The sequence below is a fragment of the Streptomyces phaeochromogenes genome (assembly GCF_001418655.1).
GTDB classification, from domain to species: domain Bacteria; phylum Actinomycetota; class Actinomycetes; order Streptomycetales; family Streptomycetaceae; genus Streptomyces; species Streptomyces phaeochromogenes.
In genome coordinates this window covers 1-25,661 of the sequence record NZ_LIQZ01000060.1, presented here as the reverse complement: position 1 = coordinate 25,661, position 25,661 = coordinate 1, and the positions used below count along the sequence as shown (strand labels likewise).

The window sequence follows — 25,661 nt, the reverse complement described above, 5'->3', positions numbered from 1 at the left end:
ACTGTCACGTCACTCACGGATAGGCTCAGCCGGGCGAACGGACACCCGTACGGACATCCGCACGGGCACCTCCGGCATCTGCACGGGCACCTGCGGCGCGCCGGAGGGACGAGGCAGACGCAGAAACATGCGGACGCGGAAACACGAAGACGGGAAGAGGTTCCATGGACACGGCGTCACGGCCGGGGCTGCGCGAGCTCAAGAAGCAGCGCACCCGGGACGCCCTGGTGCGGGCCGCCCTGGAGTTGTTCACGACGCAGGGGTACGAGCGGACGACCGTCGACGAGATCGTCGAGGCCGTCGACGTCTCGCAGCGCACGTTCTTCCGCTACTTCGCGGGCAAGGAGGACGCCGCCTTCGCCGTCCAGGAGATGGCCGAGTCGCATTTCGTCGAGGCGGTGCGCGGGCGCCCTGCCCACGAGGCCCCGCTGGAGGCGCTGCGCCGGGCCGTCATGGCGAGCTGGGACACCATCGGCGAGGCCATCGAGGCCGTCATCCCGCTCGAACTGCACATGCGGGCCTTCCAGTTGATCGAGTCGACACCCGCGCTGCTCGCCGCCCACCTGCGCCGCCAGGAGGGACTGGAGGAGGAACTCGCGCGAGTGATCGCCGAGCGCGAGGGCCTCGACGTGGACACCGATCCCCGACCACGTGTGGCCATGGCCGTTTTCGGCGGGGTGATGCGGCTGACGGGCCGGCTCTGGGGCGCGGGCGAGGACTTCAGCGTGGCGGCGATGCGCGAGCTGACCGCCTCGTATCTCGACCAGGTGGGGCCCGCGTTGACGGAGAACTGGCATACGGACGACGGGAACGACCGTACGGACACTGAGTGACGACAGTCACACGCAGGGTCGAACTCCGCCTGCGGCAGGGCTTGTCACGCACCTACACAGGGTGACCGGGTGACTCTATATGTGCCCGGTTTTACCCAATTACCCCTCCTGAAACGTGATCCCCCTCACTCGGTTAACGCGAGACACTCCCGTTCTCCTAGTGTGTCCTTTCAGTGACTTCCTTCGACTCCACCCCCCAACTCAACGTCTGGCGCATGTTGCTCGCGCTGGCCGTGGTGTTCGTGATGCTCGCGACCACCGGCTGGACAGCAGTGCGCAACCACCGGGGAGCGACCACCCCGCTCGCGGCGTCGCTGTCCGCCTGGGACCGCGGTCACATAGGCGGACATCGGCTGCCCGACCCGGACGAGACGACGCCCGCCCGGCTGGCCCACTTCTTCGCCTCGCTCGACGCGCGGCAGCGGGCCCGGCTCGCCGCCCGCTATCCGCTGGCGGTCGGCAACATGAACGGGGCGCCGGTACAGCTCCGCTACCGCGCCAACCAGATCGCCCTCGGCCAGGCACGCAAGGTCGAGCTCAAACGCATGCACGACGACCGGCTCTCGCCGACCGGACAGTACGAGGCCGGCCGCCGGATGCACCGGTACGAGGACCTGATGAGCGGGGAGCGACACATCCTCGCCTTCGACCCGATGGGCTCCGGCCGGGTCGCGGAGGTCTTCGGGGACCTGGACAAGGCCGAGCGGGTCTCGGTCGTCGTGCCCGGTGTCGACACCAACCTCCTGACCTTCCAGCGCACCAACAAGACGTACTCCGCGCCCGTCGGCATGGCGAAGTCGCTCCACAGCGCCGAGCGGGCCGCGAGCCCGGAGACCCGTACGGCCGTCATCGCCTGGGCCGACTACACGGCGCCCAGCGGGCTCGGCATGGACGCGGCCACCGGAATTCGCGCCGAGGAGGGCGCGGTCCGGCTCAACGCCCTGGTCCGGGCGCTGCCCGGAAGCTCCGGCGTGGCCCTGTACTGCCACAGCTACGGCTCGGTCGTCTGCGGTGTCGCCGCGCACTCGCTGCCCTCCCGGGTCTCCGACATAGCGGTGGCGGGCAGCCCCGGTATGCGGGTCGAGAAGGCCGCGCAGCTGCACACCTCCGCACGGGTGTGGGCCGTACGGGACTCCGACGACTGGATCGAGGACGTACCGCATCTGGAGGTCGGCGGGCTCGGTCACGGGGCCGATCCGATGTCCGCGGAGTTCGGCGCGCGGGTGCTGTCGGCCCGGGGCGCCCAGGGACACACGGGCTATTTCGTGCCCGGCACCGACAGCCTGCGGAACTTCGCCGAGATCGGGATTGGCGCGTACCGCGCGGTGCGCTGCGCCCGGGAGGATGACGTGTGCCGGGAGGGTTTGTCCGACACGGCTGAAGTCGGACGCGCGTAGAGAACGAAGAAAGTGCGGTCTGCTCAGGGAGGGGACTACGAAGCGCATGCCGCATACGATGGCCCGCATGGGTGACGTACTGGCCGGATTTCATGCCGCCTGGGAGTTCGAGTCCGACTCCGTGCTCATCCGCTTCGAACGGGGGATCCGCACGCCGAAGCTGTTCCAGGCGCTCGGTGAGCGCCGCATCCCGCTCGACGCGATCGCGGCGGTGACGCTGACGCCCGGCAAGCGCGGGACGGTCGTCCTGCGCGCCGAGCCGAGACCGGGAGCGGATCCGCTCATGGAGGCGGCGGCGGGACAGCTCAAGGAGGGGTCCGACCCCTATCGCCTTGTCCTGCCCGCCGAGCGGGAGACGCTCGCCGAGTACTACGCGGACGAGCTGCGGGCGATGCTCGCGACCAACGACCCGGGACCAGCCGAGCGCTATCTGGTGCAGCCGCCCGAAACGCCGCTGCAGTTCAAGGCGTACGACGGGAAGGCGTCCTTCGACGGGAAGGCCGTGCACTTCCGGTGGTTCTGGACGGGAGCGTCCTCCGCCAAGTGGAAGGCCGGCGACCAGGGTTTCGCCGTGTCCGACCTGTGTGGTGTCGAGTGGCGCTCGCCCGAGGTCTTCGAGGGGCATCTGCGGCTGCTGCGCCGCGACGGGGTTCCGCAGCCGCCCCAGGCGGATCAGGATCCGGCCGCCGTTGTCTTCGGGCTGGGGTACGGGCCGGTCCACGAGTCGTTGCCGTTCGCGGCGGCCGTGCTCGCCGCGGTTCGGAGCGGTGGGGCTTCGGCCCCCCTGCCCGAGAGTCCGGGGGCCGGGACCACGGCCGGGGAGGGGCCGGGGACTCGGCGGGATCCGGCCGACATCGCCGACCGGATCCGGCACCTTGGCGAGCTTCATGAGGCCGGCCTCGTCACGGATGAGGAGTTCTCGATGAAGAAGGCCGAGTTGTTGGCCGAGCTTTGAGGTGTGGGGGCCCTGAAGGGGCCCCTCACAGGGCTCGCTACTCCCGGCCCGCCGATACGAACGTCATGTCCGAGTAGCGGTTGCCTGATACCTGGGAGGCGATCGTGTCCAGTACTCCCAGGTCGTCCTCGGTCAGGACGATGCGTGTCGCCGCCGTGTTCTCCTCGATTCGGGTGCGCCTGCGGGTGCCCGGGATGGGGATCACAGGGAGGTCGTGGACGGACGCCTGCTGGTGGACCCAGGCCAGGGCGATCTGGCCCGCGGAGGCGTCGTGGGCCTTCGCCACCGCCCGGATCGGCTCCAGGAGCGCCGCGTTCGCCGCCGCGTTGTCGCCGGTGTAGCGGGGCTGCTGGCGGCGGAAGTCGCCCTCGGTGAGCTCCGTTTCGGCGTTGGTGAAGGAGCCGGTGAGGAAGCCCCGGCCGAGCGGGGAGTACGGGACCAGCGTCACGCCCAGTTCACGGGCCGCCGGGACCACACCCGCCTCGATGTCCCTGCTGAACAGCGACCACTCCGACTGGACGGCCGCGATCGGGTGCACCGCCTGCGCGGCACGGAGTTCGCCGCCCGTGACCTCGCTGAGGCCGAGCTGCTTGACCTTGCCCTCGCGGACCAGCTCGGCCATGGTGCCGACGGTCTCCTCGATGGGGACGTTCAGGTCACGGCGGTGCATGTAGTAGAGGTCGATCACATCGACGCCCAGCCGCTTGAGGCTCGCCTCCACGGCCTGCCGGATGTACGGCGGGTCATTGCGGATGATCCGCTTCGTCGGCTCGTCCGGCGGGATCGTCATGGCGAACTTGGTCGCGATGACGACCTCGTCGCGGTGCGCCCGGAAGAACGGCGACAGGAACTCCTCGTTCTCCCCCTGGCCGTACGCGTCCGCCGTGTCGTAGAGCGTCACGCCGAGTTCCAGCGCGCGCTCCAGCGTGGCCCGGGCCTCGTCGGCGTCCGTCGGGCCGTACGCGAAGCTCATGCCCATACAGCCGAGGCCCTGTACTCCTACCTCGGGGCCGCCCGTACCGAGCTGTGCCTTCGCGATCCTGCTGTCCGTCATCGGGACCTCTCCGACGCCAGGGCCCGCCCGGCGTCCGCATAGAAATTGATCTTCCGGTCGAGCACCGCGAGGGTGTCCTGGAGCTCGGCGATCCGCGCCCGTACGTCCCGGCGGGTGGCTTCGAGCAGTTCGAAGCGGTCGGCGTACGTGTGGTCGCCCTCGCGCACCATCTCCGCGTACCGCACCATCCCGGCGACCGGCATCCCGGTCAGCCGCAGCTTGCCCACGAGGTCGAGCCAGTCGAGGTCGCGGTTGCTGTAGCGGCGCTGGCCGGTGTGCGAGCGGTCGATGTGCGGCATCAGCCCGATCCGCTCGTACCAGCGGAGGGTGTGCGCCGTCAGGCCGGTGAAGGCGACGACCTCGCTGATCGTGTACTGGTCCTGGCCGTCCGGACGCCGGGCCGCTTGCGGCGGGCCGGCACAGGTGTCGTTCCTGCTGTCCGTGGTCTCGGTCTCCATCACCGTCATGGCCCCAACGCTAAAACCTTGGAGTGCACTCCAAGCAAGCGGATTCCGATGAAATTCCGACGACATCGGCCGGGGCCCGTGACTACCGTGCCGATCATGAGTCTTGTACGCCGTGCCGTGCCCGAGGACGCCGAGGAACTGCTTCGACTGCGTCAGGTGATGATCGACTCCATGGCCGGGGCGGACACGTCCACCGACTGGCACGCCGAGTCCCTGACCACCATACGGGGGCGGCTGGCCGATCCCGACGGGGGATTCGCGGCCTTCGTCGTCGATCACCCCGAGCGGGTGGGGGCGCTGGGGGCGCTTGTCGTGGGGACCGTGGAGTACCGGATCGGGCGGGCCGGGAATCCGCACGGGCGGATCGGTTACGTGTTCAGCGTGGCGACCGATCCCGAGGCGCGGCGGCGGGGGTATGCGCGGGCCTGTATGGAGGCGTTGGTGGGGTGGTTCCGGGAGGAGGGGGTCGGTCAGATCGATCTGACCGCGTCGGCGGAGGCCGCGCCGTTGTACGCGTCCATGGGGTTCGTGCGGACGCCTGATCCTTTGATGCGGCTTCGGTTTTGAGTGCGGGTCGGTGGGGGCTGGTCGCGCCGTATCACCGTGGTCGTAGGCTCTTGTTCATGTCTTTGGAGAGTCTTGCGCTGATTGAAGAGTGGCCCGTTCCTACCGTTGCCGCCGCCGTCGTGCGGGCGGACGGTGTCGTGCTCGGGACCCACGGCCCAGTCACCCGACCGTTCGCGCTTGCCTCTGTCACCAAGCCCCTCGCCGCCTACGCCGCCCTCGTCGCGTACGAGGAAGGGGCCGTCGAGCTGGACGAGGCCGCCGGGCCCGAGGGGTCGACCGTGCGGCATCTGCTCGCGCACACCAGTGGGCTGGCCTTCGACGAGCACCGGGTGACGGCGGCGCCGGGGCTGCGGCGGCTGTACTCCAACGCCGGGTTCGAGCAGTTGGGGGATCACATCGCGAAGGCGACGGAGATTCCCTTCGGCGAGTATCTGAAGCAGGCGGTGCTCGAACCGCTCGGGATGACGTCGACGACCCTCGACGGCTCGCCCGCGAAGGACGGTGTCTCGACCGTCGACGATCTGGTGCGGTTCGCCGCCGAGGTGCAGACGCCGCGGCTGCTCGACCCGCGGACCGTCGCCGAGGCGATGACCGTGCAGTACCCGGGGACGAAGGGTGTCCTGCCGGGGTACGGGCACCAGAACCCCAACGACTGGGGCCTCGGCTTCGAGATCCGGGACTCCAAGTCGCCCCACTGGACGGGGAGTTCGTCCTCGCCGCGGACCTTCGGGCACTTCGGGCAGTCCGGTACGTTCCTGTGGATCGACCCCGACGCGGGAGCGGCCTGCGTGGCGCTGACGGACCGGGCCTTCGGGCCGTGGGCCGTCGAGGTGTGGCCCGCCTTCACGGACGCGGTGCTGGCCGAGCTCTCCGGCACCCCGTAAGGGGCTCCCTACGCCATCTCCCAGAACAGCAGCTCCGCCCCGTCCCGGGCGACCGCCTCCAGGTCCTTCGCGTCCGTGATGCGGGCCGCGTCGCCGGGGCTCAGCACCCAGCTGTCCAGCAGGACCTCGCCGCGTACGACATGTGCGTACACGAACGGCGCGTCCGGGACGGCCGTGCGCTCCCCCGGCGCGAGGCGGCGGACGTGGAGCATCGCGGCGGCCTCCGGGACGGCGTACGGGGTGGAGTCGGCGATGCCGTGGACGACCTCGTACGCGGGGTCGCCGCCCGGCTCAAGGGGGGCGAGCCACATCTGGACGAAGAGCAGGGGTGTGTCGCCGTCGTTGCGTTCGATGTGGCGGACTCCGCCGGCCGAGCTGAGGCGCTGGACGTCACCGGGGCGTACGACCGACTCGTGGCCGGTCGTGTCGCGGTGGGTCAGTTCGCCCTCGACGACCCAGGTGACGATCTCGGTGTGGCTGTGGGGGTGCTCGTCGAAGCCGGCGCCGGGCGCGAGGTGCTCCTCGTTGCAGGCGATGACCGCGCCGAAACGGAGGTTGTCGGGGTCGTAGTGCGGGCCGAAGGAGAAGGCGTGCAGGGACGCGATCCCGGCCGTCGGGTCGCCTCCGCGGTAGCGCTCGTCGGCGCGCCGTACGTCCATCACGGACCCACCGTAGACCCGTCGGACGAGCCGTCCGAGACCCTCCGCCGCATACTCCCGTCCTGATAAGGCAGTCTTGTCCCGTGCCCGAACCCGAATCCAGCAACACCGAACGCGCCGCCCGCGCCGCCCATGCGCACGCCGCGACCCTGAAGCGGCTGGAGAAGTCGTCCGGCAGTCTCGCGGCCCAGGCGATCGCGCGCATGGACGAGACGCTGCCGTGGTACCGGGCGATGTCCCCGGAGAACCGGTCGTGGATCGGCCTCGTCGCCCAGGCGGGTATCGCCGCGTTCAAGGAGTGGTTCCGGCATCCGGACGCTCCCCAGGCGATCTCCACGGACGTCTTCGGCACCGCGCCGCGCGAGCTGACCAGGGCGATCACCCTGCGCCAGACCGTCGAGATGGTGCGGACGACGATCGAGGTCATGGAGAGCGCCATCGACGAGGTGGCCGCTCCCGGTGACGAGTCCGTGCTCCGCGAGGCGCTGCTCGTGTACGCGCGGGAGATCGCCTTCGCCACCGCCCAGGTGTACGCGCAGGCCGCCGAGGCGCGCGGTGCCTGGGACGCCCGGCTGGAGTCCCTGGTCGTGAACGCCGTCCTCTCCGGCGAGGCCGACGAAGGGGCGGTGTCCCGTGCCGCGGCGCTCGGCTGGAACTCGCCCGAGCATGTGTGCGTGGTGCTGGGCACGGCGCCCGACGGTGACAGCGAGCTGACCGTCGAGGCCATCAGGCGGGCCGCCCGGCACGCCAAGCTCCAGGTGCTGACCGGGGTCCTCGGGGACCGCCTGGTCGTCATCGCGGGCGGCAGCGACAACCCGCTCGCTGTCGCCAAGTCCCTGATCGGGCCGTATGCCGCGGGACCCGTGGTGGCCGGGCCGGTCGTGCCCGACCTGCTCGCCGCGACCCGGTCCGCGCAGGCCGCCGCCGCCGGCCTCAAGGCGTGTTTCGCCTGGCAGGACGCCCCGCGGCCGGTTCTGGCGGACGATCTGCTGCCGGAGCGCGCGATCGCCTCGGATCCCTCTGCCCGTGAACAGCTGGTGGAGGAGATCTACAGACCACTGGAGGAGGCCGGGTCCGCTCTCCTGGAGACGCTGAGCGTCTATCTCGAACAGGCGAGCAGTCTCGAAGGGGCGGCCCGGATGCTCTTCGTGCATCCCAACACCGTGCGCTACCGGCTTCGACGTGTGACTGACGTCACCGGCTGGTCGCCTTCGGATGTACGTTCGGCGTTCACGCTGCGGATCGCGCTGATCCTGGGGCGTCTGGCCGATGGAGATCCCCAGCTCTAGGCTTTTGTCGGGGACCTACAATTCCCCCTCCTGTTCTTCGTCCCTGTCCCCACGGGCGGCCGTGCCCGTCCACAAGAGAGAGTGTGAGAGTGCTCGTACTCGTCGCTCCCGGCCAGGGCGCCCAGACGCCCGGCTTCCTGACTCCCTGGCTCGACCTCCCCGGTGTCCGCGGTGCCCTTGAGGCGTGGTCCGACGCCGTGGAGCTCGACCTGATCCGCTACGGCACCGAGGGGGACGCGGACGAGATCCGTGACACCGCGGTGGCGCAGCCGCTCCTGGTCGCGGCCGGGCTGACCTCCGCGTACACGCTCTTCGACGACCCGGCCCAGCTGCCGCTCAAGGTCGGCGCCGTCGCCGGCCACAGCGTCGGCGAACTGACCGCCGCCGCGCTCGCCGGGGTACTCCCCGACGAGGAGGCCGTCCGCCTCGTCCGCACCCGCGGGCTGGCCATGGCGGAGGCGACCGCCGCCACCGCCACCGGAATGTCGGCGCTGCTCGGCGGCGACCCGGAAGTGACCATCCCGCACCTGGAGAAGCTCGGCCTGACCCCGGCCAACGTGAACGGCGCGGGCCAGGTCGTGGCCGCCGGCACGCTGGAGGAGCTGGCCGCCCTTGAGGCCGACAAGCCCGAGGGCGTACGCCGTGTGGTGGCCCTCAAGGTCGCGGGCGCGTTCCACACGCACCACATGGCCCCGGCGGTCGACACCCTCGCCCGCGCCGCGGCCGAGCTGTCGCCCGCCGACCCGACGGTCACGTACGTGTCCAACAAGGACGGACAGGCCGTCACCGCCGGCTCGGAGGTCCTGGCCCGGCTCGTCGGCCAGGTCGCCAACCCGGTCCGCTGGGACCTGTGCATGGAGACCTTCAAGGAACTCGGCGTGACCGCGCTCCTGGAGGTGTGCCCCGGCGGCACCCTGACCGGTCTCGCCAAGCGCGCGCTGCCCGGCGTGAAGACGCTGGCGCTGAAGACACCCGACGACCTGGACGCGGCTCGCGAGCTCATCGCCGAGCACGCCTCCGCCTGAGCGCGTAAGGAGCCGACAGAGCATGTCGAAGATCAAGCCCAGCAAGGGCGCCCCGTACGCGCGCATCCTCGGTGTCGGCGGCTACCGCCCGGTCCGTGTCGTGCCGAACGAGGTGATCCTCGAAACGATCGACTCGTCCGACGAGTGGATCCGCTCGCGCTCCGGCATCGAGACCCGGCACTGGGCGAACGACGAGGAGACCGTCGCCGCCATGTCGATCGAGGCGTCCGGCAAGGCCATCGCCGACGCCGGGATCAGCGCCGAGCAGATCGGCGCCGTGGTCGTCTCGACCGTCTCGCACTTCAGCCAGACCCCGGCCGTCGCCACCGAGATCGCCGACAAGCTCGGCACGGCGAAGGCCGCGGCCTTCGACATCTCGGCGGGCTGCGCCGGCTTCGGCTACGGACTGACCCTCGCCAAGGGCATGGTCGTGGAGGGTTCCGCCGAGTACGTACTCGTCATCGGCGTCGAGCGGCTCTCCGACCTGACCGACCTGGAGGACCGCGCGACGGCCTTCCTGTTCGGTGACGGCGCGGGCGCGGTCGTCGTCGGCCCCTCCCAGGAGCCGCACATCGGCCCCACGGTCTGGGGCTCCGAGGGCGACAAGTCCCATACGATCAAGCAGACCATCCCCTGGGACCGTTTCCGGATCGGTGACGTGTCCGAGCTGCCCCTGGACTCCAAGGGCGAGGTCAAGTTCCCCGCGATCACGCAGGAAGGCCAGGCGGTGTTCCGCTGGGCCGTGTTCGAGATGGCGAAGGTCGCCAAGGAGGCGCTGGACGCCGCCGGACTCACTGCGGACGACTTGGACGTCTTCATTCCCCACCAGGCCAACGAGCGGATCATCGACTCGATGGTGAAGACTCTCAAGCTGCCGGAACACGTCACGGTCGCCCGTGACGTGCGCACCACCGGTAACACCTCGGCCGCCTCGATTCCGCTCGCGATGGAGCGGCTCCTGGCGACCGGCGAGGCGAAGAGCGGCGACACCGCGCTCGTCATCGGCTTCGGGGCGGGTCTCGTGTACGCCGCGACGGTCGTTACCCTCCCCTAGGCACACCGCCCGGATCCTTCCGGGCGGGAGTACCGCCACACCCTCTGGATACACAAGAAGGAGCGCCTGACATGGCCGCCACTCAGGAAGAGATCGTCGCCGGTCTCGCCGACATCGTGAACGAGATCGCCGGCATCCCGGTCGAGGACGTCCAGCTGGAGAAGTCCTTCACCGACGACCTGGACGTCGACTCGCTGTCCATGGTCGAGGTCGTCGTCGCCGCCGAAGAGCGCTTCGACGTCAAGATCCCGGACGACGACGTCAAGAACCTCAAGACGGTCGGCGACGCGACCGAGTACATCCTCAAGCACCAGGGCTGAGCCCACCCTCACCCCCGGACGCTGCTAGCCCCGCCACCCGGCGGTGGCGCCGCTGAATCCTCGTATCCGTTGGAGAAAGAATTCCCGTGAGCCCGACCAATCGCACCGTGGTCGTCACCGGTATCGGCGCAACCACACCGCTGGGTGGCGACGCAGCCTCGACCTGGGAGGGCCTGGTCGCCGGACGTTCCGGTGTCCGCCCTCTGGAGCAGGACTGGGCCGCCGACCAGGCGGTCCGTATCGCGGCGCAGATCGCCGTGGAGCCGGGCGAGGTCATTCCGCGCCCGCAGGCCCGCCGCCTCGACCGCTCGGCGCAGTTCGCGCTGATCGCGGCCAAGGAGGCCTGGGCGGACGCCGGTTACACCGACAAGGCGGGCGAGGACGCAGCGGTCGACCCCGACCGTCTCGGCGCGGTCATCGCCTCCGGCATCGGTGGCGTCACGACCCTGCTCGACCAGTACGACGTGCTCAAGGAGAAGGGCGTACGCCGCGTCTCCCCGCACACCGTCCCCATGCTGATGCCGAACGGCCCCTCGGCCAACGTGGGTCTGCTCGTCGGCGCGCGCGCCGGTGTGCACACCCCGGTCTCCGCCTGCGCGTCGGGCGCCGAGGCCATCGGCTACGCCATCGAGATGATCCGCACCGGCCGCGCCGACGTCGTCGTCGCCGGTGGCACGGAGGCGGCCATCCACCCCCTCCCCATCGCCGCCTTCGGCAACATGATGGCGATGTCCAAGAACAACGACGACCCGCAGGGCGCCTCGCGTCCCTACGACCTCGGCCGGGACGGCTTCGTCCTCGGCGAGGGCGCGGGCGTCATCGTCCTGGAGTCGGCCGAGCACGCCGCCAAGCGCGGCGCCCGCGTGTACGCGGAGGCGGTCGGCCAGGGCATCTCGGCCGACGGCCACGACATCGTGCAGCCGGAGCCCGAGGGGCGGGGCATCGCCCACGCCCTGCAGAACCTGCTGGACAACACCGACCTGAACCCGGCGGAGATCGTGCACGTCAACGCGCACGCGACCTCCACGCCGGCCGGTGACGTGGCCGAGCTGAAGGCGCTGCGCAAGGTCTTCGGCGACGACGCCGACCACTTCGCGGTCTCCGGTACGAAGTCCATGACCGGGCATCTGCTCGGTGGCGCCGGTGGTGTGGAGTCCGTGGCCACGGTGCTGGCGCTCTACAACCGGATCGCGCCGCCGACGATCAACATCGAGAACCTCGACCCCGAGGCCGAGGCGACCGCGGACATCGTTCGCGGTGAGGCTCGGAAGCTGCCCGTCGAGGGGCGGATCGCCGCGCTGAACGACTCGTTCGGCTTTGGTGGGCACAACGTGGTTCTGGCGTTCCGTACGGTCTGATTTCAGCCGTTTTTGTGCTTACGGTGAGTGGCCCTGGCTCCTCTTTGAGGAACCCGGGCCACTTGTCGTCGAACGGAGCCTGCTCGTCAGACCACCTGGCTCAGACGACCTGGTGGAGCCAGCGGACGGGAGCGCCCTCGCCCGCGTAGCGGAAGGGCTCCAGTTCGTCGTCCCAGGGCTTGCCGAGGAGCTTGGTGAGTTCGGACTCCAGTTGCGTCTCGCCCTGCTGGGAGCGGACCAGGGCGGCGCGCAGACGGTCCTCGGGGATCAGGATGTCGCCGTGGATGCCGGTCACGGCGTGGAAGATGCCCAGCTCAGGGGTGCAGCTGTAGCGCTCTCCCTCGGCGGTGGCGCACGGTTCGGCGGTGACCTCGAAGCGCAGCATCTGCCAGCCGCGCAGCGCCGAGGCGAGCTTGGAGGCCGTGCCGACCTCGCCCTTCCAGGAGAACTCGGATCTCCAGGTGCCGGGTGACGCGGGCTGCCGGATCCAGTCGAGGCTGACTCGCGTGCCGAGCACACCCGCGACTGCCCATTCGACGTGCGGGCACAGCGCACGCGGCGCGGAGTGCACGTAGAGAACTCCACGTGTCGTCACTGGGACCTCCGGACAGAGCGGGCATCTTGTACTTTGGCGGAACGTCAGTGGCTGGGCAGCCACGTGGCGAGGCTACCGTGCGGCGGCGCAAGGAGTGTGACGTACCGTCGGTCCCAACGCCCGGAAACACCGAGGTTTCACCCGGCGGGACGCGTGGCGGGCACCCGGCCGGGGGTCCGGCCCGCGGCGCAGCCGCATTTGGACTACGTGTCCCCCGGGAAAACACAGCCACCCAGGGGGACGCTCCTGGGCGGGCCGCCGTTGCGTGACGAACGAGGGGAACTGGGGATGCGGAAGCGTGGTCACGGTTCACGAGGTGTCGCCGCGGCCGCGGTGGCGGCCCTGCTGGGTGTCGCGGGACTGGCCGGATGCGACGCCAGTGGCGGCAACTCCCCCGGGCCCTCGGGCACCTCCGCGCGGGCCGCGAAACCGTCCCCCAAACCCACTCCCGCCTGGGACAGCAGCCCAGGTTCACTGGCCGCGGTCGGCGACTCCATCACCCGCGGCTTCGACGCCTGCTCGGTGCTGTCCGACTGCCCCGAGGTCTCGTGGGCGACCGGCACCGACACGAAGGTGAACAGCCTCGCCGTACGGCTCCTCGGCCCGGCCGGTGCCGCCCAGCGCAGCTGGAACTACGCGCAGACCGGCTCCCGCATGGCCGATCTGCCCGGCCAGATGGCCCAGGCCGCGACGAGGAAGCCCGAGCTGGTCACGGTCATGGCCGGCGCGAACGACGCCTGCCGCTCTTCGGTGTCCGCGATGACCTCGGTGGCGGAGTTCCGCACCCAGTTCCAGGACGCGCTGACCACGCTGCGGGAGGCGCTGCCGAAGACGCAGGTGTACGTGTCGAGCGTGCCCGATCTGAAGCGGTTGTGGTCGGAGGGGCGGACCAACCAGCTGAGCAAGCAGATCTGGAAGCTCGGTATCTGCCCGTCGATGCTCGGTGACGCCGACGCGTTGGACTCGGCTGCGACGTTGCGGCGGGACACCGTGCAGGATCGGGTGGAGTCCTACAACTCGGTGCTGCGGGAAGTGTGCGCGAAGGATCAGCGGTGCCGGTTCGATGGTGGAGCGGTGTTCGAGTACCGGTTCGGCACGAAGCAGTTGAGTCACTGGGACTGGTTCCATCCCAGCAAGAACGGACAGGCGCGGCTTGCCGAGATGGCGTACGCGGCCGTGACCGCTCGGAAATCGCCGTCCTGAACCTGCGGATTCGCTGTGGCAGGCCGCGCCCCTGGAAGCCCGATGTGCGGGTCAGACTTCAACGACCGCCCTCAGCCTGCAGTCGGCGATCGAGTGGGATGCCTCGACCTCGAACGAACCCTTCAGCGGGGCCCAGGCGTTGGTCTTCTCGTCCCAGGTCTCGAAGGCCCGGGTGGGGAGTTCGATCGTGACCTCGGTGCTTTCGCCCGGGGATGCCTCTGCCGTCGCGAAGCCGGCCAGTCGGCGGGCCACGTAGATCTGGACGGTCTCGCGGCCCTTGCGGGGGCCGGAGTTGGTGATGCGGACCGTGACCGTCGTGCCCGTCACCTTGATCTCGTCGTACGTCCAGTCGGTGTAGCCGAGGCCGTGGCCGAAGGGGTACGTCGGGGTGCGGCCCTCCTTCTCCCAGGCTCGGTAGCCGATGAACACGTCCTCGGTGTAGGGAAGTTCGCCGTCGGTGGGGGTGACCTGGGTGACCGGGGCATCGGTGAACGAGCCCCAGGTGGTGGGGAGTCGGCCGCCGGGCTCGTGGGTGCCGGTGAGGACGTCGGCGAGGGCCGCGCCGCCCTCCTGGCCCGGGAACCAGCTGAGGAGTACGGCGGACACGTCGTCGCGCCACGGGAGTTCCACCGGGGAGCCGGAGTTGACGACCACGACGGTGTTGGGGTTTGCGGCGGCGACCGCGTGGACCAACTCGTCCTGGCGGCCGGGGAGTCGGAGGTCCTTGCGGTCGAAGCCCTCGGACTCGACGCGTTCCGTCGTGGCGACCACGACGACCGCGGTGTCGGCGGCGCGGGCGGCCTCGACGGCCTCGGCGATCAGCTCGTCGGGGTCGCGCTGGGGCTCCTGGTGGGTGAGCGTGAAGGCGACGACCTTCATGGGGACGTGCTCGGGTACGGAGACGATGTGGCGCAGTGAGACCTCGTAGGTGTCGCCGGCGGTCAGGTCCACCGTGGCGTGCTCGACCGGAGCGCCGAAGAACGTCACGAACGGGTCGTCCGTCTCCACCCGTTGGTCCCCGTCGAAGTACGTCGTGCCGTCGACCGTGAGTGTGAAGGCGCCGAGTCCCTTGATTCCGAAGGTGTGTCGGCCGCTCTCGCGCGGGGTGAAGGTGCCGGTGAGTTCGACGCTGTGGAGGGTGTCGTGGGTGACGCCGTCGGGCAGGTCGCCGCCCATCCACTGGAGGTGGCCGCTCGGTGCGGAGCCCGTGCCGACGACGGTGCCGTCGGTGTCGCGGCAGACCGCGCGCAGCTCGAATCCCTTGTCGGCGGCGGCCGGTTCCTCGTTCGGGTCGGCGCCGAGCGCGTACGTCAGCGCGCCCTCGGGCAGGGCGGCGGTGAGGCCGTCGAGCGGGGAGACGACGTGGTCGGGGAAGACGACGGCGGAGCCGCCGCCGAGGACGCGGGCGTCGCGGGCGGCGGCGCCGATGAGGGCGACCGACCGCCCCTCGGGGATCGGGAGGGCGCCTTCGTTGCGCACGAGCACGAAGGCGCGGCGGGCGATCTCGCGGGCCAGGGCGTCGCCGTCGACGTCCGCCGGGAGTTCGGTGACCGCCGGCTCGGCGCCGTCCAGGATGCCGACGCGGGCGGCCAGGCGCAGGACGTTGCGCACGGCGTCGTCGACCTTGGCCTCCGTCACCTCTCCGGCGCGGACGGCGGCGGCGAGCTTCTCGCCGTACACGGTGGTCGGGCCCGGCATCGCGACGTCCAGGCCGCCCTCGATGTCGGCGACGGTGGAGCGGGCGGCCATCCAGTCGGAGACGTTGAAGCCGTCGAAGCCCCACTCGCCGCGCAGGACTTCGTTGACCAGGTAGCGGTGCTCGGTCATCGTCGTGCCGTTGACCGAGTTGTAGGCGGTCATGATGCCCCAGGGGTGGGCGTTCTCGACGATCGCCTCGAAGGGCGCCAAGTAGAGCTCGCGCAGGGCACGTTCGGAGACCACGTTGTTCACGGTGAAGCGGTCGGTCTCGGCGTCGTTGGCGACGAAGTGCTTGACGGTCGTGCCGACGCCGCCCTCCTGGACACCGGTGACGTACCCGGTGCCGATCCGTCCGGTGAGATACGGGTCCTCGCTGTACGCCTCGAAGTGACGGCCGCCGAGCGGTGAGCGGTGCAGGTTGACCGTGGGGGCGAGCAGGACGTGGACGCCCTTGCGGCGGGCCTCCTGGGCGAGGAGGGTGCCGGCGCGGCGGGCCAGGGCGGGGTCCCAGGTGGCGGCGAGGGCGGTCGGGGACGGCAGCGCGATGGACGGGTCGTCGGCGGTCCATCGCACGCCGCGCACCCCTATCGGACCGTCGGACATGACCAGCGACTTCAGGCCGATCTCCGGCAGGGCGGGCAGGGACCACATGTCCTGTCCGGCGAGCAGCCGCGCCTTCGCGTCCAGGTCGAGTTTCGCGAGCGCGGTCTCGACCACGGCCTCGCGTGCCTGGTCGGCCGGGGTGGACCGGGTTCCCTGCGTTCCCGCCATGGCGGTGCCTCCTCATTGAAGTCCGTACCGTCGCTCCATCCTGCCTCCGCCACCTGTAGATCGGTAGGTTTCGTTATCCGTGCGTTACTTTCGACGATCCGGGGACTGTGCCCATGTCGTACGGTGACGTCATGACGAGCAAGGCCCCCCGGTCGGCCAGGAGCGTGGAGCGGCGTGCGGAGATCCTCCGGGCGACGCTGGAGGTGATCGCCGAGCGCGGTTACCGGGGCGCGAGTCTGGCCGCCGTCGCCGAGCGGGTCGGGCTCACCCAGCAGGGGCTGCTGCACCACTTCCCCACCAAGGAGGCGCTGCTCGTCGCCGTGATGGCGGAGCGCGACCAGTGGGACGCGGTGCCCGGCACCAGGCTGCGGCTCGATCTGCTGGGCCAGCTGGTCGAGTACAACGCGATGCGGCCCGCCATCGTGCAGACCTTCTCCGCGCTCCTCGGTGAGAGCGTCACGGAGGGGCACCCGGCCCGCGAGTTCTTCACCGAGCGGTACGAGGTCGTGCGGGCGAACATGGCCCAGGTACTGCGGGCCGAGTACGGGGAACAGCTGCCGAGCGGGCTCACCCCGGAGCGGGCCGCCCCCCTGCTCGTCGCGGTGATGGACGGGCTGCAGTACCAGTGGCTGCTCGCACCGGAGTCGGTGGACATGCCGGCGGCGTTCCGGGACTTCCTCACGCTGCTGGGCGAGGGGCCTGGGCCCGGCCCCGCTCCGGGCCCCGGGGTCAGCGGGGACTGACGGCGGCGACGACCTCCACCTCGACGAGGGCCTCCGGCTTGAACAGCCGGGACACCTCGAAGGTCATGCTGGTGGGGGCGGTCCCGGTGAGGAACTCCCGTCGTACGGCGCCGTATTCGTGGAGCCTGCCGATGTCCGTCAGATACGTACGGATGTTGATGACGTCGGCGAGGGTGGCTCCGTGCGCCTTGAGCAGGGCGTCGATGGTCTCGAAGACTCCGCGGGACTGCTCGGCCAGGGTGTCTCCGTCGGCGACCTGTCCGGAGAGGTACAACATCACTCCCCCGCCGCCGAGTTCGACCCGGGCGACCTGGGAGTAGTAGGCGTTTGCGGGCTGCGGGGCGGAGGGCGGGTTGTCGAGCGATATCTGCATCTTCACGTGTTCCTTCGGCGGTCCTTCGTGCACGTGTCCTCTTGCACGTGTCCTCGACGCTAGGCAGGGACGGACGATGCGACAAGCGAATGTCTAGCATGGCCACCATGCCGATACCGCATGCCGAAAATGATGCCGACGCCCTGGTCGGCGGGGCCGTGGGGGTGGGGACCGGCGACCCGGACGACGTACCGGACCTCTCGACCGTATGGCTGCGGGTGTTCCTGGAGGTGGCCCGGCACGGGTCGTTCACGGTGGCCGGGCGGGTGCTCGGCTGGACGCAGTCGGCGGTGTCGCGGCAGGTCGCCTCGCTGGAGGCGGCCCTCGGCGGGACCCCGCTCTTCGACCGGCTGCCGCGAGGGGTTCGGCTGACGGGGGCGGGGCGGTCGCTGGTACCGCACGCCGAGGCCGTCACCGCCCGACTGCGGGACGCCGGACGGGAGTTGGCGGCACTGCGCGAGGCAGCGAGCGGGAGAGTGCGGGTCGGCGCGTTCCCGACGGCCGACGCGACACTGGTGCCACGAGCCATCGCCGCCTTCCGTGCCCGGCACCCAGGGGTCCGGCTCACCCGCGAGGAGGGACTGACACCGGCCCTCCTCGACGGCCTCACCTCCGGCGGCCTCGACCTCGCGGTCGTCTCCACGACGGGCCACGCCCCGCTGGACGCCTACGAACTGCACCACCTCCTCGACGAGTCCCTGTACGTGGCCGTCCCCGCCGCCCACCCCCTTGCGAACCTCCCCTCGGTCGAGCTGTCCCGACTCGCCGACGCGGACTGGATATCCGGCAGCTCCCGCCCCGAGGGCACCCTCCTCGACACGGCACTGCGGCACGGTTTCCGCCCGCGCGTGGCACACGTCGTCGCCGAGTGGACGGCCAAGCAGGGGTACGTGGCCGCCGGGCTCGGGGTGACCCTGATCCCGGCGCTCGCCGCCGAGTCCGTACGCCCCGACATCGCTCTCCTCCCGGTCCGCGACGAGGGGGCTCCGGCCCGGGCGGTGTACGCGGCGACGGCCAGAGGCAGACACCCGGAGCCGCCCACGACGGCGTTCCTGACCGCCCTGCGCGAGGCGGCGGCGAAGATCCCCACGCCTCGCACCTGACTCGGGCGCCCCTCTGATCACGCGGCATGGCGCGCGCCCCGTCCGTCACGCATACTGCCGCCATCCGACGACGGCCCCCACTCGCGACGGAAGGACCTGAACTACCTTGACGCACATACGTGTTCAGCTCGGCGCCCTCGGCCTGGCCCTGCTGACCGGCCTCGCGGCCCCGCCCGCCCACGCGGCGGAGGACACCGCCGCCGCGCCCACCGTGGAGGAGCGGCGACTCGACAACGCGGCGCCCCAGGAGATCCTGGCCCGCTCCGGATTCGCCACGGTGGCACCGGAGTTCGTACGAGCACTGGGCAAGGCCCGTTCGTACGCGCAGGCCGAGCGGGTGGTCGAACGGCAGGGCGCGCGGCTGTGGCAGCGGGCGGTGGACCGCGCGCAGGGCCGGGGCCCGGCGGGCGGCGACCTGAGCCGGGACGACGACCGCCCGCTGTACTGGGCGCGGCTCGGCATGACCCGTGAAGTACGCCAGTGGGAGCCGCGGTTCGGCCTCACGGAAGCCCAACGGACCCGTCTTCTCGGCTCACTTGAGCGCACTTCCCGTGGGCAGGACACCATCCGCTACCCACATGCCAAGGGCATCAAGCGGATCCTGGTGACCGGCTTCGACCCGTTCACGCTGGACCGGGACATCCGGATCTCCAACCCGTCCGGAGCCACGGCCCTCGCGCTCGACGGCACGGTGATCGAGACGGCGGACGGCCCGGCGCGCATCGAGACGGCCGTCTTCCCGGTCCGCTGGCAGGACTTCGCCGACGGCACGGTGGAGCGGACCCTGCGTCCGCATCTGCCCCGCGTCGACCTGTTCACGACGGTCAGCCAGGGCCGGGTGGGCCGGTTCGACGTCGAACGCACCAACGGGGCCTGGCGGGGCGGCTTCGGGGACAACGAGAACCTCTCCCGCACCGAGACGATCCCGGTCACCGACCCGGCCTCGCAGCCTCAGTGGACGTCAACGACCTTGCCGTACAAGGACATCGTGGCCGCGAGCACGGGCCGCTTCCCCGTGTACGACAACACGTCGGTGACCGAGATCCCGGCGGGCGGCACCACTCCCGTCGTACGCCCCGAAGGACCGACGCCCGGCTCGACCGCCCGCGCGGGTGGCGGCGGTGACTACCTCTCGAACGAGATCGCGTACCGCGCGACGCTGCTGCGGGACCGGCTGGGCCTCACCGCCTCGCTGCCCGGCGGCCATGTCCACACGCCGGTCCTGCAGTTCGGGACGGGCAACACGGATCCGGCGAGCGGGACGGTCACCGACCCCCAGTTCATCCAGAACCGGCTGGACATCATCGCCCAGGTCCGGTCGATCCTGAAGGTGGCGGCGGACGTCACCGACTGACGCGGCCGGCCTGCTCTCCCTCGTCCTCCCCCTCGTCCTCTTCTTCGCGGGTCTCCTCGCCCATCAGATCGCGGGCCATCAAGGTGGCGCCCGCGACCGCGCCGGGCATCAGGAAGACGGCGACGAAGGGGACGAGGAAGGCGACCGCCAGCGGGGTGCCGAAGCCCCAGATCAGCATCTTGCGCGAGCGGAGCAGGGTGAGGCGGTCGCGGAGTACGGCGCCGCGGCGTTGCAGGGCGACCCCCGTCAGTTCCTCGGTGAGGAAGAAGCCGGTGACGAAGAAGCCGATCACCGGGACGACGGTCTGTCCTACGAACGGGATGAACCCGAGCGCGAAGAGCAGTACGCCCCAGACCAGGGCCCTCGCCACGATCCGGAGGCTGTCCCGTGCGGAGATCAGGAGCTCGCGCCACAGGGGCAGGCCCGACTCCGGTGCCGTGCCGTCCGGGGAGACGTCCCGGTCCACCTTCTCCGAGAGGTTCTCGTAGAAGGGCTGGCCGAGGAGGAGGGTCACGGCGGTGAACGTGACCACGGAGAGGAGGAGGGCGAGGGCGAAGAGGACGGCCGTCAGGAATCCGCGGAAGAGGCCGAGCCAGGGGCTCGACCAGTCGTCCGCGAAGGGGGTGGCCCAGGCGGTGAAGTCCGTTCCCCACAGGGCCAGGGCGGTGAGGGCGGCGGCGTACAGGACGAGGGTGATGAGGCCGGGGATCAGTCCGAAGCCGAACTGCTTTCCGTGGCGGGTCACCCATCGCTGTCCCCGCAACAAGTAGCGCAGGCCGACGCCAAGATCATGCATGCCTGCACCATACCGGGGGCTCCGCCGGGGGGTTCGGGGGGCTGCGGGCCCGCTGTGGCTTGTCGCGCCGTTCCCCGCGCCCCTGAAGACGCCGGTGGCCTGGGCCGGTTCACCAGGTGCGGGTCGGCTTGGGGTGCCCGCGCCGTTCCCCGCGCCCCTAAAAGACCCGTGGCCCGAGCCTGTTCACCACGTGCGGGTCGGCCTGAGGTGCCTGCGCTGTTCCCCGCGCCCCTAAAAGACCCGTGGCCGAAGTCCCCTGGAGGGTGCCGGTCGGAGGGGGCGTGGTGGGATGTGCGGGCGTCGGCGGCCGTCTGTCTCAGGGGCGCGGGGAACTGCGCAGTCTTTTGGGGGCGCGGGGAACTGCGCAGGCCTTTGGGGCGCTGGGGACTGCGCAGGCCTTAGGGGCGCGGGGAACTGCGCGGCCAGCCCCCGCGTACCCGCAGGCGTCATGCGGGGTGGACCGCCACCACGACCCCCCGCTCCGCCGCAGGCGATACCGCCGCGGAGACGCGTACCGCGCCGGCCCGAGCCACCTTTCCCACGCGCGACGCGGACACCAGTAGCAACGGCTGGAGGCGTTCGAGGCCGGAGACCACGAACTCCTCGCCGGCGATCAGGAGGGGACGGCCCGCCTTCAGGCCGGCAGCCGCCGCCTCCGTGAGGTCTGCCAGCGGGGGCAGGGCCGCCCGCACGACCCCCGCCCCCGCGGCGGCGGCCCGCTCGGCGAGCGCGACCTGCAACGGGACCAGCGGAGCCAGCGCCGCGGTCAACGCGTCGGTCATCCGCCGCAGTTCGGGGGACGAGTCCCGCAGTACGTCCGCCGCGGCACGGATCAGGGGCGCGAGGGCAAGGAGCACCCCCGCCACCACCCCCGCCGCCGCGGGCAGCAGCGGCGACGACGCGTCCACCAGTTCGCCCAGCGCCTCCGCCGCCTCCTCCACCGCGGGCTCCACCGCGTCGAGGACCGGCAGCAGACTGTCCCCGAGCGCCGTGAGCAGCGCCTGCGCGGGCTCGCTGACCGGATGGACGGCGAGCGGCGCCCCACTCGCCCCCAGCCGCGTCAACGTGTCCACGATCCGGTAGAAGGCCTCCTGCGCCTCCGGCGAGGCACTGGCCTCTGCCAGCTCGGCGGTCGTCTGCCGCAGCACCCGCAGCACCTCCGCGCCCGAACCGTCCCTCGGATCAAAGGTGTTGATCGCGATACGTGTGATGTTCCCTGCCGTGTCGAGCAGTTGACCGGTGATGTCGGTCGTGTTGCGTGCCATACGCGCCACGTCGTCCCTGCTGGGGAGCGACGGAATCGTTGCCATGGACTCTCCTCGCCTCACGCGCACACCCGCCCGGACCGGCCCGCCGGGTCGCACTCAGCATGCCCCTCCACCCACCCCGGGACCCACCATCGGCGGCATCCCGCGGCAACCCGTGGCCCCGGTGACGGCAACGCCCTCTTGTTGCACGTGAGTCGAACAGGTAGACCTCCGCGTACCGATGTCCAGGCATGTCCACAGCAACTCCAGCGGAGGTACGCGTGCGTCTACCGAGACCCGCCCTGATCGCCACGGCCACCGCCACCGCGGCGGCGGCGCTCCTGCTCACCCCGAACGGCGCCGTGGCCGACCCCACGCCCCGGCCCGGGGCCCAGCCCGCACCCCCGGTCCGCGAGGGCTCAGGACTCTCCGGTCCCTCCGACCGGGCCGCCGCCAAGGCCCCGGAGAGCGCCACCGACCGCGCCCTGACCACCCCGGTCACCGAGCTCACCGACGGCACCGGCACCGCCGGAGGCACCCGCGGCTACCCCCGCGAGCAGGTGCTCACCCCGGACGCGGAGAACCCGGCCGACAAGTCCATCAAGCTCGGCCTCACCCCGTACCACGCCATCGCCCCGAAGCTGAACGCGCTCCAGCGGCTCGGCGACCGGGTGAGCGTGGAGGTCGCGGGGCGCTCGGCCGGCGGCCACCGGCTCTACCTGGTCACCGTCACCGCGCCGGAGTCCACACGCGAGGCCCGCGCCCAGGAACGTATGCGCGAACTGATCGAGAACGCACCCTCGGCCGCCGCCAAGGACCCGTCGGTCAAACGCACCTACAAGACGCCCGTGTTCTTCAACAACAACATCCACGGCAACGAGTGGGAGGGCACGGACGCGGCCCTCAAGTTGATCGAGAAACTCGCCACGGCCCACGACCGGACCACCACCGATCTCCTCGCCCGCAACCGCGTGTACTTCAACATCACCGCGAACCCGGACGGCCGTATCGCCGGCACCCGCGCCAACGCCAACGGCTTCGACCTGAACCGTGACTTCGTGACCGCCTCGCAGCCCGAGGTCCGCGCGATGCGCCAGATCGCGATCGACAAGCAGCCGGCCGTCATGGTCGACCTGCACGGGTACGTCAACGGCACGCTCATCGAGCCCACCACTCCCCCGCACGGCGAGAACTACGAGTACGACCTCTTCCTGAAGAACACCTACGCCAACGCCCTGGGCATGGAGGCCGCCGTCAACGGCCTCGGCTACACGCCCGCCAAGGACGGTGTGGAGCCCGCCCAGATCCCGTTCCGGGACCAGGAGGAGGGCTGGGACGACTGGCCGCCGATCTTCACCCCGCAGTACATGCCGTTCCACGGCACGGTCGCCGCGCACACGGTCGAGTTCCCGATGGCGGTGAACAACGACGAGTACGACGACCTGCCCGTCGCCGAGCTGCGCCGCCGCTCGGCGATCAACGTGGCCATCGCGGGCGCGGCGATGCGCGCGAGCCTCGACTACACGCGGACCCACCGCACTTCGCTCATCGCCGACCAGATCGAGGTCTTCCGGCGGAGCGTGACGGGCGCCGCGCAGGTACCGGTGTCGCCGGAGACCGTTCCGGGCGTGCCGGGCATCGGCCCGGAGGACGTCTACACGACGGACTTCCCGCGCGCGTACGTGATCCCGGCAGGCACGAAGGCACAGCGCTCGGCCACCGCCGCGGCGCGGCTGGTCGACCACCTGCTCGCCAACGACGTCCAGGTCCGGCGCGCGACAAAGGACTTCAGGCTCGGCGGGAAGACGTACGCGAAGGGGTCGTACGTCGTCGATCTGCGCCAGCCCAAACGCGGCATGGCCAATGTGATGCTGGCGGACGGGCGGGACATCAGCGACAAGGTGTCGGTCATGTACGACATCTCGGGCTGGAGTCTGGGCCGGCTGTGGGGCGCGACGGTCGACACCGTACGGACGTCCTCGTCGAAGCTCTCCGTGCCGGACCGTGCGGTCCACGAGGCCGCGAACGTCGGCTATGTGGCGCCTCGCGGCACACTCCGGCTGCGGCTCGACGACGCGCGTGAGATCGCGGCCCTCAACTCCCTTCTCGCGGACGGGGTTTCGGTACGCCGGGCGGCCGACGGCAGTGCGATCGTGCCCGCCTCGGCCCGCGCGAAGGCGGTGGCCCTGGCGAAGAAGTACGACGTGGCGTTCGACGCGACGAAGGCGACCGGCACCACCCCGCTCCACCGGGTCCGGGTCGCCGCGGCCGTCACACCGGGCGAGCTGTTCGCGCTCCGCGAGATGAACTTCGACGTCGTCCCCGTCTCCACGGCGATCCTCAACGCGGGCTTCGACTGGTCGAAGGCGGACGTCCTGTTCGCCTCCGCCGGTCTGAACCACACGGGCCTCAACACGGCCGCACGCGGCTCCCTGGACGCCTTCCTGGACCGCAAGGGTCTCGTCGGCCGCGGAGCCACCGGAGCGGCCCTCAACGCCGCCACCGGGCTCCTCGCGGTCGAACCGGTCGAGGGCAACGGTGACGCCAACGGCGTGGTGCGCGTGGTCAATTCGGGCGGCGGAGTGACCTCCGGCGCCCCGGACCACAGCTTCGTCTACGCGCCGCTGTGGTTCACGGACCTCGGCCCCGGGGTCCGTGTGGATCAGTCGTACGCGGCCGGGAACCCGCTCGTGTCAGGGCACTGGCGCGCCCTGGAGGACGGCAGCGGCGGTCCGGCGCAGGCCGCGGGCCGGGCCTCGGTCGTCAGCGGTCCGCATGCCGTCCTGTTCGGCACCGAGCCGCTGTTCCGTGATCATCCGAAGGGGCAGTTCCCACAGGTCGCGCGTGCTTTGCTGACAGTGTCCTGAGGAACGCTCCCAGGGCACCGTGACACGAGGAGAGTACGGATGACACAGGAGATCCACGGCACCGTCGCCGAAGGCTTCGAGGCGGTGCGCGAGGAGTTCGCGTCCGTCGTCGCCGCCGAACGCCCGGACTACGCGGGCCAGTTGAGCGCGTACGTACGGGGGCGGCGGGTCGTCGATCTCTGGACCGGAGCGGACACGGACGGCGACACGCTGTTCGGTGTCTTCTCCTCCACGAAGGGGGCGGCCCATCTGGTGGTCGCCCTGCTCGTGCAGGACGGCACCCTGGAGCTCGACCGTGAAGTGGCCCACTACTGGCCCGAGTTCGCCGCCGAGGGCAAGGGCACGGTGACCCTGCGGGAGCTGCTCGCGCACCGGGCGGGCGTGGTCGGGTCGGACGCGGGCTTCACGGTCGAGGAGATGGCCGACGACCGCGTGGTGGCCGAACGCCTCGCCACCCAGCGGCCGTTCTGGCGGCCGGGCTCCGCGTTCGGCTATCACGCGCTGGTGGTCGGCGCGCTCACGGGTGAGGTCGTACGGCGTGCGACGGGTCGTACGCTCCAGGAGCTGTACGAGGAGCGGGTCCGTGCGCCGTACGGGCTCGGGTTCTATCTGGGGCTGCCCGAGTCGGAGGAGCACCGGTATCTCTCGGTGCTGCCGATGGCGCCGACTCCGCCGGAGCAGGCGCTGCTGGACGCCACGCCCAAGGGGCCGCACACGTTGTCGTCCATCGCGTTCAACGAGCATGTGCCGGGGGCTCCGTCGCTGATGGACTTTCCCAACTCCCGTACCGTGCGCGCCCTTGGCTCCGCCTCGGCCGGCGGGGTCGCCTCCGCGCGGGGGCTCGCCGGGATGTACGCGGCGGCGATCAGTCAGGTCGACGGGCGGGGGCCGCTGCTGAAGCCGGACGCTGTTGCGGAGGTGGGGCAGATCCATTCGGTCGGGTACGACCTGATTGCGCGCGCCCATAAGTCGTACGGGCTCGGGTTTCAGGCCACCGCTGACATGTGGCATCCGTTTTTGGGGGCCGGGGCGTTCGGGCACAGTGGGGC

24 protein-coding genes are annotated in these 25,661 nt (G+C 70.9%); 16 read left to right on the top strand and 8 right to left on the bottom strand.

Annotation, left to right across the window (positions count from 1 at the left end; translation table 11 throughout):
* Positions 1-164 precede the first annotated feature (164 nt).
* The 3 genes from AOK17_RS08700 to AOK17_RS08690 all read left to right on the top strand — a co-directional run bounded on the left by AOK17_RS08700 (position 165) and on the right by AOK17_RS08690 (position 3,185).
* Positions 165-833 (top strand): TetR/AcrR family transcriptional regulator, encoded by a 669-nt coding sequence (locus tag AOK17_RS08700; RefSeq protein WP_055611762.1) that lies wholly within the window; start codon positions 165-167, stop codon positions 831-833.
* A 173-nt stretch (positions 834-1,006) separates the two neighbouring features.
* Positions 1,007-2,230 carry an alpha/beta hydrolase gene (locus AOK17_RS08695; RefSeq protein ID WP_055611761.1) on the top strand — a complete coding sequence of 408 codons (1,224 nt, stop codon included), beginning with the start codon at positions 1,007-1,009 and terminating at the stop codon, positions 2,228-2,230.
* Positions 2,231-2,288: 58 nt separating this feature from the next.
* Complete coding sequence (locus AOK17_RS08690) at positions 2,289-3,185, top strand: DUF4429 domain-containing protein (RefSeq protein ID WP_055611760.1); 897 nt, start codon at positions 2,289-2,291, stop codon at positions 3,183-3,185.
* A 37-nt stretch (positions 3,186-3,222) separates the two neighbouring features.
* On the opposite strand, the gene AOK17_RS08685 is transcribed toward AOK17_RS08690, so the two are convergent.
* Positions 3,223-4,239 carry an aldo/keto reductase gene (locus AOK17_RS08685; protein ID WP_055611759.1) on the bottom strand — a complete coding sequence of 339 codons (1,017 nt, stop codon included), beginning with the start codon at positions 4,237-4,239 and terminating at the stop codon, positions 3,223-3,225.
* Positions 4,236-4,706: a MerR family transcriptional regulator gene (locus AOK17_RS08680; RefSeq protein WP_055611758.1), complete on the bottom strand. Its 471-nt coding sequence runs from the start codon at positions 4,704-4,706 to the stop codon at positions 4,236-4,238. The genes AOK17_RS08685 and AOK17_RS08680 overlap by 4 nt, the downstream gene beginning before the upstream one ends.
* Positions 4,707-4,802: 96 nt before the next feature.
* Here AOK17_RS08680 and AOK17_RS08675 point away from each other — a divergent pair, with 96 nt between their 5' ends.
* Both AOK17_RS08675 and AOK17_RS08670 read left to right on the top strand, forming a co-directional pair.
* The gene (locus AOK17_RS08675; RefSeq protein ID WP_055611769.1) at positions 4,803-5,273 is read left to right on the top strand and encodes a GNAT family N-acetyltransferase; all 471 of its coding nucleotides are present in this window, start codon (positions 4,803-4,805) and stop codon (positions 5,271-5,273) included.
* 56 nt (positions 5,274-5,329) lie between these two features.
* Positions 5,330-6,157, top strand: coding sequence for a serine hydrolase domain-containing protein (locus tag AOK17_RS08670; protein ID WP_055611757.1), 828 nt, complete (start codon positions 5,330-5,332; stop codon positions 6,155-6,157).
* Positions 6,158-6,165: 8 nt separating this feature from the next.
* Here the strand turns inward: AOK17_RS08670 and AOK17_RS08665 are convergent, their stop codons facing one another.
* Positions 6,166-6,819, bottom strand: a complete 654-nt coding sequence (locus AOK17_RS08665; RefSeq protein WP_055611756.1) for a pirin family protein — start codon at positions 6,817-6,819, stop codon at positions 6,166-6,168.
* 80 nt (positions 6,820-6,899) lie between these two features.
* On the opposite strand from AOK17_RS08665, the gene fasR reads away from it, so the two are divergent.
* The 5 genes from fasR to AOK17_RS08640 all read left to right on the top strand — a co-directional run bounded on the left by fasR (position 6,900) and on the right by AOK17_RS08640 (position 11,862).
* On the top strand, positions 6,900-8,105 hold the full coding sequence (gene fasR / locus AOK17_RS08660) for a fatty acid biosynthesis transcriptional regulator FasR (RefSeq protein ID WP_055611755.1): 1,206 nt from the start codon (positions 6,900-6,902) through the stop codon (positions 8,103-8,105).
* Between the two features lie 89 nt (positions 8,106-8,194).
* Positions 8,195-9,130 carry an ACP S-malonyltransferase gene (locus tag AOK17_RS08655; protein WP_055611754.1) on the top strand — a complete coding sequence of 312 codons (936 nt, stop codon included), beginning with the start codon at positions 8,195-8,197 and terminating at the stop codon, positions 9,128-9,130.
* Between the two features lie 22 nt (positions 9,131-9,152).
* Positions 9,153-10,184, top strand: a complete 1,032-nt coding sequence (locus tag AOK17_RS08650; RefSeq protein WP_055611753.1) for a ketoacyl-ACP synthase III — start codon at positions 9,153-9,155, stop codon at positions 10,182-10,184.
* Between the two features lie 71 nt (positions 10,185-10,255).
* Positions 10,256-10,504 (top strand): acyl carrier protein, encoded by a 249-nt coding sequence (locus AOK17_RS08645; RefSeq protein WP_055611752.1) that lies wholly within the window; start codon positions 10,256-10,258, stop codon positions 10,502-10,504.
* An 86-nt stretch (positions 10,505-10,590) separates the two neighbouring features.
* On the top strand, positions 10,591-11,862 hold the full coding sequence (locus tag AOK17_RS08640) for a beta-ketoacyl-[acyl-carrier-protein] synthase family protein (RefSeq protein WP_055611751.1): 1,272 nt from the start codon (positions 10,591-10,593) through the stop codon (positions 11,860-11,862).
* 100 nt (positions 11,863-11,962) lie between these two features.
* On the opposite strand, the gene AOK17_RS08635 is transcribed toward AOK17_RS08640, so the two are convergent.
* Entirely contained in the window at positions 11,963-12,457 is a 495-nt protein-coding gene (locus AOK17_RS08635) for a DUF3145 domain-containing protein (protein ID WP_055611750.1), read from the bottom strand.
* A 288-nt stretch (positions 12,458-12,745) separates the two neighbouring features.
* Here AOK17_RS08635 and AOK17_RS08630 point away from each other — a divergent pair, with 288 nt between their 5' ends.
* Positions 12,746-13,660: an SGNH/GDSL hydrolase family protein gene (locus AOK17_RS08630; protein WP_055611749.1), complete on the top strand. Its 915-nt coding sequence runs from the start codon at positions 12,746-12,748 to the stop codon at positions 13,658-13,660.
* 51 nt (positions 13,661-13,711) lie between these two features.
* Here AOK17_RS08630 and AOK17_RS08625 read toward each other — a convergent pair whose 3' ends face one another.
* Positions 13,712-16,129 carry a glycoside hydrolase family 3 protein gene (locus AOK17_RS08625; protein ID WP_055611748.1) on the bottom strand — a complete coding sequence of 806 codons (2,418 nt, stop codon included), beginning with the start codon at positions 16,127-16,129 and terminating at the stop codon, positions 13,712-13,714.
* A 113-nt stretch (positions 16,130-16,242) separates the two neighbouring features.
* Between AOK17_RS08625 and AOK17_RS08620 the strand changes: the two genes are divergently transcribed.
* Positions 16,243-16,872, top strand: coding sequence for a TetR/AcrR family transcriptional regulator (locus AOK17_RS08620; protein WP_055611747.1), 630 nt, complete (start codon positions 16,243-16,245; stop codon positions 16,870-16,872).
* Here AOK17_RS08620 and AOK17_RS08615 read toward each other — a convergent pair.
* On the bottom strand, positions 16,859-17,245 hold the full coding sequence (locus AOK17_RS08615) for a RidA family protein (RefSeq protein WP_055611768.1): 387 nt from the start codon (positions 17,243-17,245) through the stop codon (positions 16,859-16,861). The genes AOK17_RS08620 and AOK17_RS08615 overlap by 14 nt on opposite strands.
* Positions 17,246-17,343: 98 nt before the next feature.
* On the opposite strand from AOK17_RS08615, the gene AOK17_RS08610 reads away from it, so the two are divergent.
* Both AOK17_RS08610 and AOK17_RS08605 read left to right on the top strand, forming a co-directional pair.
* Entirely contained in the window at positions 17,344-18,348 is a 1,005-nt protein-coding gene (locus tag AOK17_RS08610; RefSeq protein WP_425424601.1) for a LysR family transcriptional regulator, read from the top strand.
* A 106-nt stretch (positions 18,349-18,454) separates the two neighbouring features.
* Entirely contained in the window at positions 18,455-19,702 is a 1,248-nt protein-coding gene (locus tag AOK17_RS08605; RefSeq protein ID WP_055611746.1) for a pyroglutamyl-peptidase I, read from the top strand.
* On the opposite strand, the gene AOK17_RS08600 is transcribed toward AOK17_RS08605, so the two are convergent.
* Both AOK17_RS08600 and AOK17_RS08595 read right to left on the bottom strand, forming a co-directional pair.
* Positions 19,692-20,498 (bottom strand): EI24 domain-containing protein, encoded by an 807-nt coding sequence (locus tag AOK17_RS08600; RefSeq protein WP_055611745.1) that lies wholly within the window; start codon positions 20,496-20,498, stop codon positions 19,692-19,694. The genes AOK17_RS08605 and AOK17_RS08600 overlap by 11 nt on opposite strands.
* A gap of 446 nt (positions 20,499-20,944) precedes the next feature.
* Positions 20,945-21,808 carry a hypothetical protein gene (locus AOK17_RS08595; protein ID WP_055611744.1) on the bottom strand — a complete coding sequence of 288 codons (864 nt, stop codon included), beginning with the start codon at positions 21,806-21,808 and terminating at the stop codon, positions 20,945-20,947.
* 218 nt (positions 21,809-22,026) lie between these two features.
* On the opposite strand from AOK17_RS08595, the gene AOK17_RS08590 reads away from it, so the two are divergent.
* Together AOK17_RS08590 and AOK17_RS08585 are read left to right on the top strand one after the other, a co-directional pair.
* On the top strand, positions 22,027-24,612 hold the full coding sequence (locus tag AOK17_RS08590) for a M14 family zinc carboxypeptidase (protein ID WP_055611743.1): 2,586 nt from the start codon (positions 22,027-22,029) through the stop codon (positions 24,610-24,612).
* 39 nt (positions 24,613-24,651) lie between these two features.
* Positions 24,652-25,661: serine hydrolase domain-containing protein (locus tag AOK17_RS08585; RefSeq protein ID WP_055611742.1), on the top strand; the 1,010-nt coding region annotated here is incomplete at its 3' end.